Genomic DNA, 11,828 nt, shown 5'->3' with positions numbered 1-11,828 from the left:
CTCCCACAACCCGGTGATTCTCACCGTCCCCACAACCAGACATCGCCTAGACAGACACAACACAGGCCGCGATGGGACAATCGCGGCCTGTTCTGGTTTTACAGGCCGTGGCGATGCTGCGTTGGTTCGAGTCCCTGATTCCTGTTTTCCCGCCGGTCGATACGCGCACGCCGCCGCGCGGCGTGGTGCGCTTCTACCTGCATTACCTGCGCCCGGTATGGCCGGTGCTGCTGGCCACGCTGATCGCCGGCCTGCTGCTGGCGTTGGTGGAAGTGGCGATGTTCGACTTCCTTGGCCGTATCGTCGACATGCTGGGCGATGGCGCCGGCGCGGGCTTCTTCCAGCGCAACGCGAGCGAACTGCTGTGGATGGCCGGGATCACCCTGCTGGCGCGGCCGCTGCTGGTGGCCCTGCACAACCTGCTGGTGAACCAGTCCATCGTGCCGGGCCTGAGCAACCGCTCACGCTGGCTGATGCACAACCATGTGGTGCGGCAGAGCCTGAGTTTCTTTCAGAACGATTTTGCCGGCAGCGTTGCCAACCGGGTGATGCAGACCGGCACCTCGCTGCGCGAATCGGCTGTGCAGATGGTGGATTCGCTTTGGTACATCGTGGTCTATACCGGCACCGCGCTGTACCTGTTCGCACAGGTCGACTGGCGCTTGATGCTGCCGCTGGCGATCTGGATGGTGGCTTACGTGGGTATCGGCGTGTACTTCGTGCCGCGCATGAAGCACCGCGCGTGGATTGCCTCCGATGCACGCTCGCGGGCAATGGGTCGCATCGTCGATGGCTATACCAATATCGCCACGCTCAAGCTGTTCGCGCACAGCGGGCACGAGCAGCGCTACGTGGCCGAGGCGATCCAGGAGCTGGCGGAGAAGCACCGCGCGCAGACCCGCATCACCACCGGCCTGGAGATGGTGATCGCCATCCTCAACGGTTTCCTGATCGTCGGTACTTGCGCGCTGGCGCTATGGCTGTGGCAGGACAATCTGATCAGCGTGGGCGCGATCACCCTGGCTACCGGTCTGGTGATCCGCATCCACAACATGTCCGGTTGGATCATGTGGACCATCAACGGCATCTTCGAGGACATCGGCACCGTGCAGGACGGCATGGAAACCATTGCCCAGCCGCTGAGCGTGCAGGATGCAGCCGATGCCAAACCGCTGGTGGTCACTGCCGGCGCGGTGGATTTCCAGAACGTGCACTTTCATTACGGCAAGCGCGGCGGGGTGATGGCGGGCTTGAACCTGGCGGTGAAGCCGGGCGAGAAGATCGGGCTGGTCGGGCCATCGGGCGCGGGCAAGTCCACCCTGGTCAATGTGCTGCTGCGCCTGTACGACCTGGAGAGCGGCCGCATCCTGATAGATGGCCAGGACATCGCCCACGTCACCCAGGACAGCCTGCGTGCGCAGATTGGCGTGGTTACCCAGGACACCTCGCTGCTGCACCGCTCGATTCGCGACAACCTGCTGTATGGCCGTCCCGATGCCAGCGAAGAACAGCTGCGCGCGGCCGTGGCCAAGGCGCGTGCCGAAGGTTTCATCGATTCATTGGTGGACGGGCAGGGCCGGCAGGGCTATGACGCCCATGTCGGCGAGCGTGGGGTGAAGCTGTCCGGTGGCCAGCGCCAGCGCATCGCCATCGCCCGCGTGCTGTTGAAGGACGCGCCGATCCTGATCCTGGACGAAGCAACATCGGCACTGGACTCGGAAGTGGAGGCCGCCATCCAGGACAGCCTGGACGAGTTGATGGGCGACAAGACGGTCATCGCCATTGCCCATCGCCTGTCCACCATCGCGCGCATGGACCGGTTGGTGGTGATGGACCAGGGGCGTATCGTTGAAACGGGAACGCATGCCGAACTGGTTGCGGCTGGTGGCCTGTATGCGCGGCTGTGGGCGCGACAGACCGGTGGGTTTGTGGCGGCCGAGGGCTGAGGCAAGTGCCCTGTGGTGCCGAGCATGGCTCGGCACTACGCTCCCTCCCTTTCGCGCAGCGACGGGGAAAGTTGGGGAGGGGAAGCTTTTTACGGGCTGATGCAGTAGTGGCTTCGCGGCTTACGCCGCTCCTACAGGCATTGCCGGGAAAGCTTCTGCCGAGCATGGCTCGGCACTACAGGGCATTGTCGGTAAAGCCTCTGCCGAGCATGGCTCGGCACTACGCTCCCTCCCTTTCGCGCAGCGAAGGGGAGGGCTGGGGAGGGGTAAGCTCTTTGCGGGCTGCTGCAGCCGTGGCTTCGCGGCTTACGCTTGGAACCCTCGCGGTTGTGATCAGGCAGAAGGAGACTGCAAGGCTTGCCGGATCACCCGTGACAGGATCGCCGGGTCATCGGCCGACAGATGCTGGCCCAGCCGGAGCAGACCGACGCCGAAGCCGGCCATCACCAGCCCCGGTATTGCCGCGGCCAGCTGCAGCGAATTCTGCTCGCCAAACTGCGTCGCGCTTACCACTGTCCACAGCAGGCAGAAACCCACCCAGAACGACAGGAACACGACGACCAGCAATGGCGGCGCAAATACGCCTCGCAGTTCGCAGCCCTGTGCACTGGCAACGAAGCGGCCACGGAAATGAGGCTTGAACGAGTTGCGCATGGTCCGGCGGTGATACAGCAGCACCTTGTCCGCATTCACCGAGCCGGCGATGGTACCGGTGGCGGTGAGGTTGCCGCGGGCGGTGGCGGCGCGTAGCGCCTGCACGGCCTGATCGCGCGGCAGCGGGCTGCTGAACACGACGGGTGTGCGGGGGAACAACCAGGTCCAGGGAGACATGCGTTCTATCGTTGCCGGGCAGGACACGATAGCCGCACACCAAGGCGCTGGCTATTGCAGGCTGCTACCCCGCAGTGCGCATGGCCTTCTTGATCAGGGCGGTGATCTTCTTCTCCACCTCGGGCGTGAGCTCGGCCAGTGCATACGCCGTGGCCCACATCGGACCGTCATCGAGCACTGCGCTGTCGTTGAAACCCAAGGTGGAATAGCGCGAGCCGAACTTGCTTGCCCCCTGGAAGAACACCAGCACCTTGCCGTCGCGCGCATAGGCGGGCATGCCGTACCAGGTCTTGGGCAGCAGCGACGGTGCGGTCGCGGTGACGATGGCATGCAGGCGGCGCGCGATCTGCTGCTCGGCAGCCGGCATTTCGGCGACCTTGGCCAGCAGTTCGGCCTCACCATCGGCCTTCAGCTTGCCGGTCTTGGCTTCGGCCTTGAGCTCGCGCGCGCGCTCCTTCATCGCGGCCTGTTCTGCGGCAGTGAACCCAGTGGATTTGGCCTTGGATTTGGTGTCGGGCATGGCGGCGGCTCGGGCTGGCGGAGTTGGGTTTATACCGTGCAGAGAGGCGCCAGATGTGAAACCGAGGCGGCCGTCGCATCTGCCGGCTGGCATGGCAGGCGGCAAGCATGGCGGTGCGGTCGCAGCTGGCAGCCGCGACAGCGCGGCTGCGCTGGCGGATCAATCGCGTCGCTCGAGCTCGCGTTCGATGCGCCGGTCCGGAATCAGCCACAGCAAGGCGGTGATGGCATACAGCGCTTGCCCCAGATGCACCTCGACAAAGCTCAGCGCGATGCCGCTGATGTACAGCAGCGGCGACAGCTTGCCTTTCCAGTCGCTGCCAAGGGCGTGTTGTAGACGGGAGTTCGTGCCGTCAGCGGCGACAATGCGGCGCTGCAGGATCCAATAGGCGATTGCTGCCGCCAGCAGCACGCAGCCGTACAGCGCGGTGGGCAACGGCTGGGTGTTGTAGTCATCCATCCAGTGCGTGGCGAAGGGCAGCAGAGACAGCCAGAACAGCAGGTGCAGGTTGGCCCATAACACGCTGCCGGTGACCTTCTGGCAAGCCTGCAGCAGATGATGATGGTTGTTCCAGTAAATGCCGACGTAGACGAAGCTCAGGATGTAGCTGAGCAGGGTGGTCAGCAGCGGCCGCAGCGCGTCCAGCGAGGCGCCTTCCGGGGGCCGCATCTCCAGCACCATGATGGTGATGATGATGGCCAGTACACCGTCACTGAATGCCTCAAGCCGACCCTTGCCCATCGTCCGCTCCTGGCGGCACGCCGCCGCTGTCTGGGGCGAAACCTAGCACGCGCGGCTGTGGTGGCGGCGTGTTGGCAACACAGGCGGTGGGGCGCTGTGGGCGCCCTGCGCAGCCTTCAGTGCGCTACCTGCAGGACGATTTTGCCGATATGCTCGCCGCGCTCCATCCACGCATGTGCCTGCGCTGCGTCGGCAAGATCAAACACCTTGTCGATCAGCGGCGGGCGGATCTTGCCGGACTCGATCAACGGCCATACCTGCTGGCGCAGCTGCTGGGCGATGACGGCCTTTTCGCCGACGCTGCGCGGGCGCAGGGTTGAGCCGGTCACCGAGGCGCGTTTGCGCATCAGCGTAAGCAAGGGCAGCATGACTTCCGAGCCCTGCTGCAGACCGATCTGGATGATGCGCCCGCGCATGTTCAATACGTCCAGGTTCCTGGCGAAGTAGGGTCCGCCGATCATGTCCAGCACCACATCCACGCCGTTGCCATCCTGAAGGTTGCGCACCTGCTGGACGAAATCCTGGGTGTGGTAGTTGATGGCATGGTTTGCACCCAGCCGCAGGCAGGCCTGGCACTTCAGCTCACTGCCGGCGGTGACGATGACGCGCGCACCGAAGGCATGGGCGATGGCGATGGCCGTGGTGCCGATGCCGCTGCTGCCGCCATGGATCAGGATGCTTTCATCCGCGCCCAGGTTGCCGGCCATGAACAGGTTCGACCACACCGTGAAGAAGGTCTCCGGCAACGCGCTGGCTTCCAGCAGAGCGAGGCGGGCGGGAATGGGCAGGCACTGCGTCGCCGGCGCGGTCGCATATTCGGCATATCCACCTCCGCTCAGCAGGGCGCAGACCTGCTCGCCCACGCGCGGCCACGGTATCCCTGCGGCGGTCCTGACCACGGTGCCTGCAATTTCCAGCCCCAGTGTTTCCGACGCGCCCGGCGGTTGCGGATAGAGGCCGCGCCGTTGCAGCAGATCGGGGCGGTTGATGCCTGCGGCCGCAACGCGGATCAGCACTTCACCGCTGCGCGGCTTCGGCGTTGGACCGTGTGCAAGCCGTAGATTGTTGGCATCACCTGTTGCCGACAGCTGGATCAACTGCATCGTGCCGGGGATCTTCATCGGGCCTGCGACAGCGTGAGGGTCGAAGGCTTCGACAATAACGTTCGGCCCGGTTCGCAGGCACGAACGTGCATATGAATTTATCTGCTGTATGTAGGCATGTGCGATCTGGATTGCAGTGGCTTGTCAGTGACTGCTTGCGGCGACCGGAAGTTCCGGCAAGCATCCAGCCAATGGGGCGACCTGCCGGGGCAGGACATGGCTCAGCGTGTGTCGCTGTCATCCGCAAGCAGTGCCTTCGCGCGTTCCATTGCGGGGGCGAGCAGGTCATCATCGCTGGCAAACGCTGCTACCGCCTTGAGCATTAGATCGCCAGTGGCGCAGTCGCCGAAATCACGTTCCATCTCGCCGTCAAAGCATAGATCGGCGAGGATCTCTGGACGCGTGTTGCGAGGCTGCTGCTGAAGCTTTTCCAGAAACCCGCCGAGGGTTGTGGCGGCCTGTTGCAGATGGCCGTCTAGGGCCTGCCCCAGTGCGCCGTCGTAGGCGCCGCGGCGGACCGACAGCAACGGACGGCCTTGTGCATCGAGCACGTTGTCGTGCAGCGAGGCATAGTACCGCTCGCGTTTCGCCAGCGGCGAGATGACAGGGTCGATGCCGGCCAGCCGCAGCAAGCGTTCGGCTTCGTCCAGTTTGTTGAATTTCAAGCGTAGAAAATCGGCACGCGGCATTCGCGCAGCCAGATCCGCTTCGTTGCGCTTGAACCACGCGTTCCATGAAATGTCAGCCCGGCCCTCCAGCAGGATCTTGAAGTAGGCAAGATGGTCGGCGTGCATCGGAAGGTCGTTGGTTAGTTTCGCCATGTGCGGCCATTGGTTGGACAGCGTGTTGATTTACCAAAGTGGGTGTGGCAAATGTCTGCCAGCCCTGTCGCTGTTGTGAGGTGTTTCCCGTATCAATGAACGGTATGTCGCAATCTTGTAGCGGTATGAACGGGGCGACAAGTACCAGCGATGTCTCACTGTGACCGTTTGCGTGGTGGCATCCCCTGCTTGCGGTGAACGATGGGGTAGAGAAAAGCCCGGGACATGCCCGGGCTCTTCGCTTACAGAATCGCCGTTGCTTACTCGATCGGCTGCTCCAGCATCAGCTGGCGTGCGAAGCGCACCGGCGGCGCGCCGTAGGACAGGATCTGGTCGTGGTAGGCCTTCAGGTTGAAGTTGGCGCCCTGCTTGTCCTGCACCGCCTTGCGGGTGTCGAAGTGCTCCTGCGCACCGACGAAGTAGGTCGGCAGCTGGGCCGAGGTGAGCTGCGCGCGCACCCACTTGCCCGAGGCTTCGCTTTCCTGCTGGAAGGCATCGTGGGTCATCAGCTGCATGGCCTGCTCGCGGCTCCAGTTGTCCACGTGCACACCCTGGTCGAGGATGGCGTTGGCAATGGTGCGCAGATAGAACTTCAGCTGCACCAGGTGGAACAGCGGGTCGTTATCCAGGTAGCCCTGTTCCTGCATCATGCGCTCGGTGTAGACCGCCCAGCCTTCGGCAAACAGACCAGAGCGCAATACGGCACGCAACGTGGACGGGAACTTGCCCGAGTGCCAGCCTTCCAGGTAGTGGCCCGGAGTGCCCTCGTGGATGGACAACAGGTGGATCATGCGGCTGTTGTATTCGCGCAGGAAGGAATCCACCTGCTTGTCGTTCCAGTCGTCCGGAATCGGCGAGACCGCGTAGAAGGTCTTCAGGTTCTTGTCCAACGGACCCGGCGAGTCGCAATAGGCCACGGCCACGCCACGCTGGAATTCCGGCATCAGGATGATGTCGACCGGCGCGTCGGGCAGGGTCATCAGGTCGTGCTTGCGCACGAATTCGGTGGACTGGTCCAGCGCCGACTTGGCGTCGTCAACCACCTTGTCGCGGGCCGGCTTGTCGGCATAGGCCAGTTCCAGCGCGGCTTCGATGGCCTTCTGCTGCTGGTCATCGGTCGGGTTGGCCGGCATTTCCGGCGCGCCCGGCTTGTCCTTCAGCACCACCTGGGCGATGCCGTACATGTCCTTGCGCACGCGGCTCAGTTCGGCGCGGGCGCGCTCGCCGATCTCGGCGCGCGACAGCGAGGAGTTGAGCGAGAACTTGAGCTTCTGGTCGTACTTTTCCGCGCCGATGCGGAACTCGCCCTTGGCGTTGGGCACCAGGGTCTTGTCCAGCCAGGTCTGCTGCTCTTCCACCGCCTTGGTGAGGTTGGCGATGGCGGTCTTCAGGCGTTCCTGGTCAGCGGCTTCAAGCTGGCCGATGTTGGGCACGATGAAGGTTTCAACCAGGCTGAGGATGCCGCGGTTCTGCTTGGCAACGGTCTCGGCATGGATCTTCGGTACGCGTGCCGGGTCGAGGTTGGCGCGGGCCGCGGCGAAGATCTGCGGGATCTGCTCGATGCGTGCGGTGGCCGATTTCAGGCGCTCGGGCAGCGGCGCGAACTCGCGCGCCATCAAGCCGTAGATGGCACTGCCGGCCAAGCCGTTGTAGACCTGTGGGTCCCACTTCCAGGACTGCATGGTTTCGTTGGACCAGATGTCCGACTGCAGCTGGTTGCGCAGGATGGCGGCGTCCACCTGGTTCTCGCGGCCGAGCTTGCTGACATCGAGCTTGTCCAGTTCGGCGAGCAGGGCCTTGCTGGCCTCCAGGCTCTTCTGCTGGCCGGCGGCGCTGAGGTCATCGAGCCGGCTGTCGTAGCGGTGGTCGCCGATCTGGGTGGCGCTGACCGGGGATAGCTGCATCCAGGTGTCCAGTGCCTTCTTCGACAGCTCGGCGAACTGGGCGTCGGCCTGGCCTTGGCCGGCCTGCTCGGCGGAAGTGGACGGAGCGGTCGGGGCCTCGCCGCTCTGGCAGCCGGCGAGGCTGGCGAGCAGGGCGGCGGCGAGCAGGTGCTTGCGCATCGGTGATCCTGTTACTGAGGGAATCGACGAGCATAGGCGGAGCGGGCCGGTGCCGCACATGCCGTTGGTTGGTGGCAGCTTGCCGACCTGGGCGGTTGGCAGCGCCGAAGCTGCGCCAGGTGGACGCAGCCACCGCAAAGTCGGCCCAATACGTGTAGCCCGGGTAAGCGCAGCGCACCCGGGGAAGTGGCCCGGCAGAGGAACTACAACCCCGGGTGCGCTGCGCTTACCCGGGCTACAGCGCCCTGCACAAAAATTTAGCCTTCGTATTCAGCCATGTCGTTATGCTGCCGCCACCCCATACCGGATTCAGGGAAGCATGAAGCAATTGCACGGAAGGACCTTGGCCTTGGCACTGGGCGCGTTGCTGGCGCTGGCAGGCTGCGCCAAGCATGAGATGTCGGCCGAAAGCGCGGCCGTTGCCGCCGATGCGGTGCAGTCGCCGGAGGGCGCCTTCCTGGCCTACGAGCACACCGTGCAGCTGCAGCTGCCGGGCAAGGACATCGCCCCCCGGGTGAAAGCGGTGGCCGATGCCTGCCAGAGCGCGAAGTACGGCGACTGTGCGGTGCTCAATGTCTCCCAGCAGGGCGGCGATACGCCGAGCGGCCTGATCAAGGTGCGTGTCGCGCCCAAGGGCGTGGAGCCGTTGATTGCGCTGGCCAGTGACAAGGGCGAGGTGACCACGCGCAATACCGAGGCCGAGGACCTGGCGCAGCAGGTTGCCGATACCCAGCTGATGCAGGACCGGCTGAAGGCCGAGCACGCGCGGCTGATCGAATACCAGCAGCGTCGCGATCTGGCTGTGGCGGATTTGTTGACGATTTCCCAGCGGCTGTCCGAGATTGAAGCCGGCTTGCAGCAGGCCAACCGCGATGCCGCCCAGCAGCACCGGCGCATCGATACGCAGCTGGTCACCATCAACATCGAATCCACCAACAGCCAACGCAACCGCAGCGAAATCGGCCAGGCGTTCGGTGACTTCGGTGAAATCTTCACCACCAGCCTGGCGTATGTGATCCGCATCGCCGCCGGCTTGCTGCCGGTGCTGCTGGTCGGCGGCGTGCTGGCGTGGTTGCTGCGCCTGTGGTGGCGTCGCCGCCGCAAGAAGTAATCCTCGGCTTTGTGGGAGCGGTGTCAGCCGCGAAGCCGATGACCTGAAAGGGTGTCAGCTTCGCGGCTGACGCCGCTCCCACAAAGGCCTGCATCAGCCGTGCAGATGCAGCTCCGGAATGCGTTTCTCATGCGCGGCGAACAGTTCCTGGAACTCTTCTTCGTTCAGCTCATCAGGCAGATACACCGCCACCTGGCTGCTGTTGCCATCCGCATCCACGCGCTCGCGTGGGCCTGCACGCAGGGAGAGCTCCCTGTCCTTCCAGGTGATCAACGCAGGGATTTCTTCCCATTGCGTCACTTCGGCGTTCTTGGCGTCCCACAGCACAACAATTGTAAACATGGCGTCTCAACTCTTCGGAGGGCGGTGTTCGCTGGTGATGGTTGCACCTTCGCTCATCACCTTGGTAACCGGTGTACGGCTGGCGACATCCAACAAACGCTCCCATTGTTCGCTGCTCAGCGTGCCGGTAGCGGAAAGAATGCGGTGCACCTGCAGCTTACCGGCTTCATTGCGGCTGGATGTAAGCTCGGCGTTGAATTGACCCAGGTCCCAGCCTTTTTTCTCTGCATACATGCGCAGGGTAATGGCGGTACATGCGGCCAGCGATGCGAGGTACAGGTCGAACGGTGCCATGCCCGCGTCCTTGCCACCCAGGCGCGGTGGCTCGTCGGCCAGCAGCGTGTGCAGGCCGTTGCTGATGAGATGGGCGTAGTTGTCGGCGGTTGACTCGATGGTGACCTGGGCCATGGCGAATTCCTGTGCAATAAGCCATCAAAGTAACTGCAGATCAGCAGTGGCGGTAGATGCTGATTATTGCCCTCATTGTCCCATTGCCTGAACGATGGCGGTTGTGGATACGGGCCTGCAGCTAGCCCGGTACCACCGCTGTCGCGGTGCTGGAGCGGCCCGCCAATGCATCCTCCAGCAGCTCTCCCACTGCGGTCCTCAACATCTTGGGGGCGATGAAGTGGCGATGCACCGGGTCAACGACTGCCATGTACAGGTGCCCGAACGCATTGTGGCAACGCACACGCGTGGACAGGCTGAAAATGATCTGGTCGTGCTGGCGACGCACCGCGACGCAGGAGCGGAACTGCAGGTGGCGGTCATCGGCGCCCAGCAACACCTGCTGCGTGTCTGCGCTGCACGCGCTGGCCAATACCGGGAAGCGCTGTGCGAAGCGTTGCCCGGGTGTGTCGTTCAGCAGTGAGGAAACCGGACAACCCAGCGGCGATGTGCGCAGCCGCAGTGGGCGCGCCAGCAGGTTGCGCAGCCGCATCAGGCCGCTGATGCTGCTGGCGGGTTGGTTCATGAAAGCTGTCAGCAGCAGTACCAGCAGCTGCTCGGTGCCAATGGCCGGGAGCCAGCGCTGATCGATCTGCAGTTGCACACAGTCCTGGTGATGATGTTGCGTCAGTTGCGCGGCCAGCAGTGAGTCGTCCGGCAGTGCAAGCATGCTTCGTGTGGACAACGCTGGCAGTTCTTGCCGCGCACTGGCGTCACGTCGAAAACGCTGCAGCAGCGCCCGCCGCAGGCGCTCGGCAGGCTGACGAAGCTGCGTGCAGGTGGCGGCCACCCATGTGCGCCTCGGAACAGGCGCGAAGCCGAGCGTGGTGGTGCGTATCGCAGCGCTTTGCTGGGTGCGCTGCAATGCCTGCAGCAGTGTTTCCGGCATCAGTTCGGTGAGGCTGGCCAGATCCGCGTCGCCGCGCATCACCTGCGCATGCAAGGCCGGATCCAGCGCACCGGCGGTTTCGTCCGGATGGCAGGAAACCGCGAACAGCGCCGGGTGAAGGCCATTGCCATGCAGTGGCTGGAACTGGTGCCAGGTGTTGGCAGCCATGCGCACGGTGAACAGGCAATCAGCGGGCACCTCGACGTGCTGCAGGCCGGCGAGGGTTTCTTCGGCGCTGTCCATGCGGGCATCGGCGGCGATGAAGCGCAGGCGTGCGCCGCCGCTGCCACTGATGGCGGTGAACAGGCGCGGTGCCGCGTGCCGGTGGAAGGGATGGCCGTTGCTGCCAACGGAGAACGTATAGAGCGCCGCCGGGTCGCCCACATCAAGATCGGGCGCTGACAACCGCGCCGACGGCTCATCCAGCGCGTCATTGAAGTGCGGGTGCCGCGCCTGCATCGCGCCTGCGGTGCTTGCCACCGCGTCACCGGCACCGGCGTCGAGCGGACTCAGCAAGGTGACTTCCACAGCACGACGACCGTCGCTGCTGTGGAGTGAAACATGAGGAAAACCGGGTTCACTGCGGCAACTGCGTTCCATGCGGGGCCTCGGTTCGATCAGGTAGCGGGCTTGGTCTTGCGCTTGGCGTTGCTGCGGGATTCGCGCTGCAGCGGGCCGGCCGTTGGGCACACCTCGAAGGCGAAACGGCTGAGTGTATTGACCAGGTTGTCGGGGGTCAGCCGGTAGAAAACGAACTGGCCGCGACGCTCGCTGATCACCAGCCCGGCAGCTGCCAGAACCGACAGGTGGCGCGAGATGGCCGGTGCGCTCATTGCAAAGCGCTGGCCGATCTCTCCGGCGGTGAGCTCCTGCGCCGACAGATAGGCCAAGATCTCCCGGCGTGGGCGCGAGGCGAGGGCTTCGAAGATCTGGTCAGCGGGCATGGTCAATCAATTAACTAATTCGTTAATTAATTAATTGCATGGATATCCAGTCACGTCAAGCCAAGCACGT

Annotated in this window: 12 protein-coding genes; 2 read left to right on the top strand and 10 right to left on the bottom strand. The window is 64.0% G+C overall.

What is annotated here, in order from left to right:
* The first annotated feature begins 113 nt into the window (after window positions 1–113).
* Window positions 114–1,946, top strand: coding sequence for an ABC transporter ATP-binding protein (locus tag BCV67_RS03495; RefSeq protein ID WP_062166494.1), 1,833 nt, complete (start codon window positions 114–116; stop codon window positions 1,944–1,946).
* Window positions 1,947–2,279: 333 nt separating this feature from the next.
* Here BCV67_RS03495 and BCV67_RS03490 read toward each other — a convergent pair whose 3' ends face one another.
* The 6 genes from BCV67_RS03490 to BCV67_RS03465 form a co-directional block, all read right to left on the bottom strand.
* On the bottom strand, window positions 2,280–2,777 hold the full coding sequence (locus BCV67_RS03490) for a hypothetical protein (RefSeq protein ID WP_156455748.1): 498 nt from the start codon (window positions 2,775–2,777) through the stop codon (window positions 2,280–2,282).
* 64 nt (window positions 2,778–2,841) lie between these two features.
* Window positions 2,842–3,297, bottom strand: a complete 456-nt coding sequence (locus BCV67_RS03485; RefSeq protein WP_062166492.1) for an iron chaperone — start codon at window positions 3,295–3,297, stop codon at window positions 2,842–2,844.
* A gap of 159 nt (window positions 3,298–3,456) precedes the next feature.
* On the bottom strand, window positions 3,457–4,038 hold the full coding sequence (locus BCV67_RS03480) for a TMEM175 family protein (RefSeq protein WP_062166491.1): 582 nt from the start codon (window positions 4,036–4,038) through the stop codon (window positions 3,457–3,459).
* Window positions 4,039–4,154: 116 nt separating this feature from the next.
* On the bottom strand, window positions 4,155–5,159 hold the full coding sequence (locus BCV67_RS03475) for an NAD(P)H-quinone oxidoreductase (RefSeq protein WP_062166490.1): 1,005 nt from the start codon (window positions 5,157–5,159) through the stop codon (window positions 4,155–4,157).
* Between the two features lie 203 nt (window positions 5,160–5,362).
* Window positions 5,363–5,962 carry a hypothetical protein gene (locus tag BCV67_RS03470; protein WP_084743376.1) on the bottom strand — a complete coding sequence of 200 codons (600 nt, stop codon included), beginning with the start codon at window positions 5,960–5,962 and terminating at the stop codon, window positions 5,363–5,365.
* Window positions 5,963–6,222: 260 nt separating this feature from the next.
* On the bottom strand, window positions 6,223–8,025 hold the full coding sequence (locus BCV67_RS03465) for a DUF885 domain-containing protein (RefSeq protein ID WP_062166488.1): 1,803 nt from the start codon (window positions 8,023–8,025) through the stop codon (window positions 6,223–6,225).
* 319 nt (window positions 8,026–8,344) lie between these two features.
* On the opposite strand from BCV67_RS03465, the gene BCV67_RS03460 reads away from it, so the two are divergent.
* The gene (locus BCV67_RS03460; protein WP_062166487.1) at window positions 8,345–9,136 is read left to right on the top strand and encodes a DUF4349 domain-containing protein; all 792 of its coding nucleotides are present in this window, start codon (window positions 8,345–8,347) and stop codon (window positions 9,134–9,136) included.
* Between the two features lie 93 nt (window positions 9,137–9,229).
* Here the strand turns inward: BCV67_RS03460 and BCV67_RS03455 are convergent, their stop codons facing one another.
* The 4 genes from BCV67_RS03455 to BCV67_RS03440 all read right to left on the bottom strand — a co-directional run bounded on the left by BCV67_RS03455 (window position 9,230) and on the right by BCV67_RS03440 (window position 11,758).
* Entirely contained in the window at window positions 9,230–9,478 is a 249-nt protein-coding gene (locus BCV67_RS03455) for a hypothetical protein (protein WP_065868030.1), read from the bottom strand.
* Between the two features lie 6 nt (window positions 9,479–9,484).
* Window positions 9,485–9,886 carry an OsmC family protein gene (locus BCV67_RS03450; protein WP_062166485.1) on the bottom strand — a complete coding sequence of 134 codons (402 nt, stop codon included), beginning with the start codon at window positions 9,884–9,886 and terminating at the stop codon, window positions 9,485–9,487.
* 121 nt (window positions 9,887–10,007) lie between these two features.
* Window positions 10,008–11,330, bottom strand: coding sequence for a DUF2867 domain-containing protein (locus tag BCV67_RS03445; RefSeq protein WP_231732446.1), 1,323 nt, complete (start codon window positions 11,328–11,330; stop codon window positions 10,008–10,010).
* Window positions 11,331–11,431: 101 nt separating this feature from the next.
* Window positions 11,432–11,758 carry a metalloregulator ArsR/SmtB family transcription factor gene (locus tag BCV67_RS03440; protein ID WP_057628515.1) on the bottom strand — a complete coding sequence of 109 codons (327 nt, stop codon included), beginning with the start codon at window positions 11,756–11,758 and terminating at the stop codon, window positions 11,432–11,434.
* Between the last annotated feature and the right edge of the window lie 70 nt (window positions 11,759–11,828).

The organism is Stenotrophomonas nitritireducens, assembly GCF_001700965.1.
GTDB lineage: Bacteria > Pseudomonadota > Gammaproteobacteria > Xanthomonadales > Xanthomonadaceae > Stenotrophomonas > Stenotrophomonas nitritireducens_A.
Note: the sequence above shows the minus strand (reverse complement) of the source record. Positions and strands in the feature narration are given on the sequence as shown.

What these genes read in the sequence shown, in the direction of transcription:
- BCV67_RS03495 (WP_062166494.1), top strand. Translation starts at nt 114, where the DNA reads ATGCTGCGTTGGTTCGAGTCCCTGATTCCTGTTTTCCCGCCGGTCGAT.
- BCV67_RS03490 (WP_156455748.1), bottom strand. Translation starts at nt 2,777, where the DNA reads ATGTCTCCCTGGACCTGGTTGTTCCCCCGCACACCCGTCGTGTTCAGC.
- BCV67_RS03485 (WP_062166492.1), bottom strand. Translation starts at nt 3,297, where the DNA reads ATGCCCGACACCAAATCCAAGGCCAAATCCACTGGGTTCACTGCCGCA.
- BCV67_RS03480 (WP_062166491.1), bottom strand. Translation starts at nt 4,038, where the DNA reads ATGGGCAAGGGTCGGCTTGAGGCATTCAGTGACGGTGTACTGGCCATC.
- BCV67_RS03475 (WP_062166490.1), bottom strand. Translation starts at nt 5,159, where the DNA reads ATGAAGATCCCCGGCACGATGCAGTTGATCCAGCTGTCGGCAACAGGT.
- BCV67_RS03470 (WP_084743376.1), bottom strand. Translation starts at nt 5,962, where the DNA reads ATGGCGAAACTAACCAACGACCTTCCGATGCACGCCGACCATCTTGCC.
- BCV67_RS03465 (WP_062166488.1), bottom strand. Translation starts at nt 8,025, where the DNA reads ATGCGCAAGCACCTGCTCGCCGCCGCCCTGCTCGCCAGCCTCGCCGGC.
- BCV67_RS03460 (WP_062166487.1), top strand. Translation starts at nt 8,345, where the DNA reads ATGAAGCAATTGCACGGAAGGACCTTGGCCTTGGCACTGGGCGCGTTG.
- BCV67_RS03455 (WP_065868030.1), bottom strand. Translation starts at nt 9,478, where the DNA reads ATGTTTACAATTGTTGTGCTGTGGGACGCCAAGAACGCCGAAGTGACG.
- BCV67_RS03450 (WP_062166485.1), bottom strand. Translation starts at nt 9,886, where the DNA reads ATGGCCCAGGTCACCATCGAGTCAACCGCCGACAACTACGCCCATCTC.
- BCV67_RS03440 (WP_057628515.1), bottom strand. Translation starts at nt 11,758, where the DNA reads ATGCCCGCTGACCAGATCTTCGAAGCCCTCGCCTCGCGCCCACGCCGG.